5 protein-coding genes are annotated in these 4,397 nt (G+C 60.6%); all 5 read right to left on the bottom strand.

The annotated features are described in order from the left end of the window. Nucleotides 1–291 precede the first annotated feature (291 nt). Entirely contained in the window at nucleotides 292–1,668 is a 1,377-nt protein-coding gene (locus tag VGL40_06735; protein HEY3314959.1) for an IS1182 family transposase, read from the bottom strand. Between the two features lie 133 nt (nucleotides 1,669–1,801). After that, on the bottom strand, nucleotides 1,802–2,665 hold the full coding sequence (locus tag VGL40_06730) for a DUF134 domain-containing protein (GenBank protein ID HEY3314958.1): 864 nt from the start codon (nucleotides 2,663–2,665) through the stop codon (nucleotides 1,802–1,804). Nucleotides 2,666–2,870: 205 nt separating this feature from the next. Further along, nucleotides 2,871–3,200: a metalloregulator ArsR/SmtB family transcription factor gene (locus VGL40_06725; GenBank protein HEY3314957.1), complete on the bottom strand. Its 330-nt coding sequence runs from the start codon at nucleotides 3,198–3,200 to the stop codon at nucleotides 2,871–2,873. A 129-nt stretch (nucleotides 3,201–3,329) separates the two neighbouring features. Continuing rightward, the gene (locus VGL40_06720) at nucleotides 3,330–3,806 is read right to left on the bottom strand and encodes a DsrE/DsrF/DrsH-like family protein (GenBank protein ID HEY3314956.1); all 477 of its coding nucleotides are present in this window, start codon (nucleotides 3,804–3,806) and stop codon (nucleotides 3,330–3,332) included. A 1-nt stretch (nucleotide 3,807) separates the two neighbouring features. Next, on the bottom strand, nucleotides 3,808–4,397 hold a 590-nt coding region (locus VGL40_06715; GenBank protein ID HEY3314955.1), incomplete at its 5' end, for a (Fe-S)-binding protein.

Raw genomic sequence — 4,397 nt, 5'->3', positions numbered from 1 at the left:
GTCGTCGTCCAGGGCGGCGGGCCCGAGGCCGGCGGGCTCGACGGGGCCCTCGCTAAGGCCCGAACGCTGATCGCCGGGATTTGAGGGGCTGACGACTTAAGCACCAGCAAGAAACAAGGGGCGGGATTCCTCCCGCCCCTCAGACTGTTGACATGTGCCCTCCGAGACTCTGTCCGGAGGGCTTCTCTTTTTTGGAGGTGGCGGCCACCGAGAGTTGGGCGGGCCTCTTGGGCATGAAATAAGCCTCCACACCACAGGGGAGGCTGGGGAAGCCGCTGCCTTTTGCCTCTTTTAAGCCGCTTGGAGACGGTACTCCCGTCGGCTGAGTATTAGGGCCAGCTTTTTGATGTTTTGGGCCGCGGCCGTGAGCAAGCACTGTTCCAGTACTTTGGGTAGACTCCGCATCCTGGCGTACCTGAGGCCGTGTAGTTCTTTTCCGTCAGCGAAGCTTCGCTCAATGGTCTCCTTGCGTCCATCGTAGATGTCTTTGCCCTCGGTCGTGAGGCCATTTGCGTGGACCTGTTCCCGGTCATCTTCCCAAACGTGTCGGGTTATTGTTTTCTGGGTGTTCTTTGAGCGGGTACAGCGGTCGAGAAGCTCGCAGCCCCTGCACTCATCGGGGGTTGACTTGTACTCGCGGTACCCCTCGCGGTTAGTCGTCCGGTAGGTGAGTTCTCTTCCCCCGGGGCAACTGTACTTATCGGTCTCCGGATCATACTTGAACCTGGACTTCGGGAACAGGCCCTTGGTTGAGTGGAACCGGCGGTGGCCAATCACGCCGAAGATCTTTCTCTCCTTGAGTCCATGACAGATGGGGGCGGTAAGATAGCCGGCATCGAGGGCCACAGCCTCAACCTTAAACCCGAAAGCCTTCTGCTGCCTTTCAAGCCGATCGAGATAGGGAACCGCGTCGCTGACCGTCGCTGGGGTGACGTGTACGTCCGTTACGAAGTTGTGGGCCCTGTCCACAGTCCGATGATCTAGATAGAAGAAGCCTTCCGGCTTTCCGTCTCTCACCATGTATCCACTGTCCGGGTCAGTCGTGCTTACCTTGATCTCCCGGGTTTCCACTTTCACCTCCTTCCGAGGGCGAAACGGTTTTAGACCGTGCTTCCTGCGGTCTTCCTCTATGGCCTTGTCGAGCTCATCCAAATAGCTCTTGGTGCTCACCGGGACCTGCTTCAAGAGATGCTTGCGCTTATTGGCGTTGGCCTTGATGTGGGTCGCGTCACTGTAAAGAACCGTGCCATCGACCAGACCGTGGCTGATCGCCTGGCGGACAATCTCATCGAAGATCTCTTGATGGATCGTCGTCCCGTTAAACCGCCGCCGGCGGTTCTGGCTTAACGTCGAGTGGTCTGGGATTCGGTCGTTCAGGGAGAACCCGAGGAACCAGCGGTAAGCTACGTTATCGGCAATCTCATGGACCAGCCGCCGTTCGGAGCGGATACCAAACAGGTAGCCGATGAAGAGCATTTTGAAGAGGACAACAGGGTCCACAGCCGGACGCCCACTGTCCTCTGAGTAGAGGCCCTTCACCTTCTCCTTGATGAACCCAAAATCCACATGCTTCTTGATCTTCCGGAGGAGATGGTCCGGCCGGACCAGGTCCTCCAAACACGTCACCTCGAACTGCTTGGCCCTCTCCTCGCCATTGTCGAAGAGCATCTCTTTGCCCTCCACTCCATCATCTGGACCCATCTACATTCTACCAGAAAAGAGGAAAGACCGCAGCAATCTGCGGTCTTTGTCAACAGTCTGAGGCCCGGGTTCTCCCGGGCCTCCTTGTCCGGCCGGCCGATCAGTGCAGCTTCTCGGTCAGGTTGCGGATGGTGCCGTCGAGGTAGGCCTGGGCGGCTTGATCGATGTCCCGGATGTCGGTGATGATCGGGTTCAGCCCGCGGGCCTTCAGGCTCTCAAAGGCTCCGAACCCCATCCCGCCGGCCAGGACAACCTGGCAGTCGTCGATGGACCCGGCCATCCGGGTGTGGATGTCTTCGGAGGCGGGGTCAAAGCCGTGGCCGGGACCGTGCCCATCGGCCTGCCCATGCTCCTCATGGGGCCCGTGGCCGCCGGCGTGCCCATGCCCATGAGCCACCTTCGGCCGGACCTCCCGACCGGTGACTTTCGCCTCCTCGGCGGTCACCACGACATATAACTCGGCCCGGCCGAAATGGGCCGAAACCGTCTTGCCGTCATCCGACACAACGGCAATCTTCGTCATCTTTTGGTCCTCCTTCTTTTCCGTCTGCATTCTGCAACCCCGGACGAAGTCGGTGAGGACTCCGTCACATCTGGGACACGCTACTTCCGTACTGCCGGCCAGGGTCTGCTCCCAAGAGTGGCCACAATGCCGGCAGCTCAGTTTGAGGGGCACCTGTTCGTAATCGCCACCCTCGATGCGGAGCGCCTTGCCCAGGATGATCCCTTCAGCCACCTTGCGATAAGCCTCCTCCAGGACACGTTGGAAGGTCTGCCTCGATACGCCCATGCGGGAGGCCGCTTCTTCCTGGTCCAGCCCCTCGAGGGACCTCAACCTCAGGGCCTCCACTTCGTCCACGCCAATCCTGACTTCGTCGAGGTGGCGAAGGGGTATCCCCTGCGGCTTGAAATAGGTGACCCCTGGGAGAAAGGCTACTCGTCGGACCTTCCGTGGCCTGACCAACCGCTTCCCCCCCCTTTTTGTTTAGTGGGCATATGCCCTAAATTGATTCTAACCGGGAGATTACGGATTGTCAACTTAGGACCAAGCGGGCGGACTACCGACCCCGACGGAGCAAGACAGAGCCCGGCCGTCGAGTGACGGTCGGGCTCCAACCCAGACGCGATGTTCGTTGGGGTCCGGAGGCGACGCGGCCGGTGGGCGTGACTCAGCTCCGGCCGTTCCTCCTTGTCAAACGGGCGGGGCTGAGGGAGTTGCCCTTGGCCACCGCCAGCAGCAGTTCGAGGGCCTCGAGCACCCGGTGGTCGGCGATACCGTAGTAGACGTTGACCTCCTCACGCCTGGCCGTGAGGATGCCCTTGGAACGCAACAGACCAAGCTGAATCGAGATGTTGGCCTGCCTCGCGCCGGTCTTGGCGACGATGTCGGAGACCTTCATCTCTTGCCCGCCGCTCAGCGCGCACAGGATCATCAACCTGGTCGGATTGGTCAGGGCCTTAACCAGATCGGCGACGATGTTGCATTCCCCTGGCTTCACGCATCCACCCCCGGATTGGTCCCGGAGCCGAGGAGTCCTGGCCCCTGCTCAGTCTCTGGTCCCTATTATAGCACCTGCAGTATGTCCGCCTTCTTGCCCATGAGTCTTGCTTGGCCTCAAGGGCCATGGTTAGATAAAGAGGTTAACGTTGGCCTCATCCGCTTCGCCCAGGTAGGTCGCCACCCCGGCGTACTCCAGGCCGTCGATCAATTCCTCGCGCTTGAGGCCCATCACGTCCATGGACATGGTGCAGGCGATCATCTTGATCCCCTGCTCCTTGGCCGTGGCAATGAGCTCCTCCACTGATGACACGTTCTGCTGCTTCATCACCATCTTCATCATCTTGGCGCCCATCCCGCCGAAGTTCATCTTGGACAGCCCCAGCCGGCCGGCGCCGCGGGGCATCATCGCGCCGAACATGCCCTGCAGGAAGCTCTTCTTGGCCTTGACCTTCTCCCTCTTGCGGAGGATGTTCAGGCCCCAGAAGGTGAAGAACATCGTCACGTCGTCCCCCATGGCTGCCGCCCCGTTGGCGATGACAAAAGCCGCCAGCGCCTTGTCGAGGTCCCCGCTGAACACAATGATCGTCTTCTTGGTCTTCTCCACGCTACTTCAGCTCCTTCTTCGAACCATAAGCCTGACACAGGTAATGGGAAATGTCCTGGAAGTGCATGGCCTCCCCGGCCGCCTTCTGCAGGTTCACGTAGCAGATGGGGCACATGGTCACGCCATCCTGGGCCACCTTTTTCAACTGTTCCACCCTTTTCTGGGCGTTGGCCAGGGCTTTCTTGGGGTAGAGGGACTCCGCCGGGCCGCCGCAGCACCAGGTGAACTTCCCGGCGTCCTCGGGCTCCCTGACGGTCAGCCCGGCCCGGCTCAGCAGGGCCCGGGGTTGGTCGACCACGTTCTCGTACCGGGCAAAGACGCAGGAGTCGTGAACGACGACCTCGCCGGCCAGGGTCCGCGCCGGCTTAGTCCCCCGCTCGGCCAGGACCTCCAGGTAGCTCTTCACCTCCAGGTCGTAGCCCTCGATCACGGTCGGGTAGACCGAGCGCAGCATGTTGGTGGTGTGCGGGTCGACGGTGATGACGTTCTTTACCCCGTGCTTCTTCAGGACGCCGTAGACCTTGCGGGCATGGCTCTTCAGAGCTTCATCCACCCCGAGGTCGTAGATGAGCGCCCCGGAATAAAGCTCAT

This window comes from Bacillota bacterium (assembly GCA_036504675.1).
Classification (GTDB): domain Bacteria; phylum Bacillota; class Sulfobacillia; order JAJYWN01; family JAJZPE01; genus DASXUT01.
Note: the sequence above shows the minus strand (reverse complement) of the source record. Positions and strands in the feature narration are given on the sequence as shown.